This window comes from Thermococcus sp. (genome assembly GCF_027012695.1).
Lineage (GTDB): Archaea > Methanobacteriota_B > Thermococci > Thermococcales > Thermococcaceae > Thermococcus.
This window is the reverse complement of record NZ_JALUYR010000014.1, coordinates 1-1086: the sequence shown is the minus strand read 5'-3', so window position 1 is coordinate 1086 and position 1086 is coordinate 1. Positions and strand designations below refer to the sequence as shown.

1 protein-coding gene and 1 pseudogene are annotated in these 1086 nt (G+C 53.0%); both read right to left on the bottom strand.

The window, feature by feature from the left end:
• A partial coding sequence (locus tag MV985_RS00675) for a hypothetical protein (protein ID WP_297458083.1) occupies positions 1-805 on the bottom strand: 805 nt, incomplete at its 3' end.
• A gap of 21 nt (positions 806-826) precedes the next feature.
• Positions 827-1086 (bottom strand): annotated as a pseudogene (locus tag MV985_RS00670) (ABC transporter substrate-binding protein); the annotation flags it as partial.

Sequence of the window (1086 nt, the reverse complement as noted above, 5' to 3'; positions counted from 1 at the left end):
GGACGAGCCTTCCAATCTGATAGATTCCGGGGATTAAACGCGGACTCCACCGCATAAAGCTTTCCCTATCCAATGCCGAGCCAGATATGTGGACGTTGCCTTCATCAACGGCTTTAACCCTCCTCCATTCAGCCGAGTCAAGCATCTCGTCCCTTATACCTTTGAGCCTCTCCCGGTTTGTCAGAACGCTCGTCAAAAGGAATAGGTGGTCAGCATCGCTGAAACGCCTGATGAAGTCCTCCTTTTTGAGGGGATAGACCTTCCTTTCCGTTCTCAGTCTCTTCCCGAGGCTCTCGGCGTGGGCCTTCTCGACCGCGTCGCTTATTACGTTTGTGCCAGTTACGACGTTTATCCCGCGGTAGAGCATAACCACCCTCGGCTTTTCTTCAAGCGATTGGGTTACCTCTCCGATCCTCGCGAGGTGCTTTTCGTAGAACCCGCCGAGCTTTGAGAAGTCCCCGCCGGTTTTTTCGGCTATCAGCCTGCTCCCTTCAATGAGGTTTTCGACCGTTAAGAAGTCGAGGAGAAGAACATCCGCGCCAATCCGTTCGGCAAAGGAGTACAGCTCGCCCGAGGAGTGGAGGTTCTCAACCCTGAAGTCGAGAATTAGTTTCGGCTTTATTCCCTCAAGAACGTCCCAGTACGTCTTCTTCGTCCTCTTGAGGTATTTGCCAATAACTGGCCTGTCCTTCAGCTCGGGGAGGCAATAGTCGAGCCTGATTTCCTCGTTTACCCCAGCTATTTCGTCCCCTTTTCCAACCAGCTTGACGATTTCCGCGAGGCTCGCAGGGAAGACCGCTATCATTTTTCCACCTCAAAATGGAAATCAGGAGAGGAAGGGATAGAACGTCTGGACGAACTCCTTCGCTTTGTCTTCCCAGTTGGGGTAGTAGTCGGGATAGATGGCTTTTCCGATGACCCAGATTCCAACGGCCATCCTCGGGCTCCAGCGGAGGAAAGAATCCTTCCCCATGTCGGCCCTCAGTATTACGACGTTGCCCTCGCGGACGGCCTTTATCTGTCTCCACGCATCGTCGCTCAGCATTTCCTTTTTAAGCTCCTCAACCTTCTCGTACGGCGTTACTG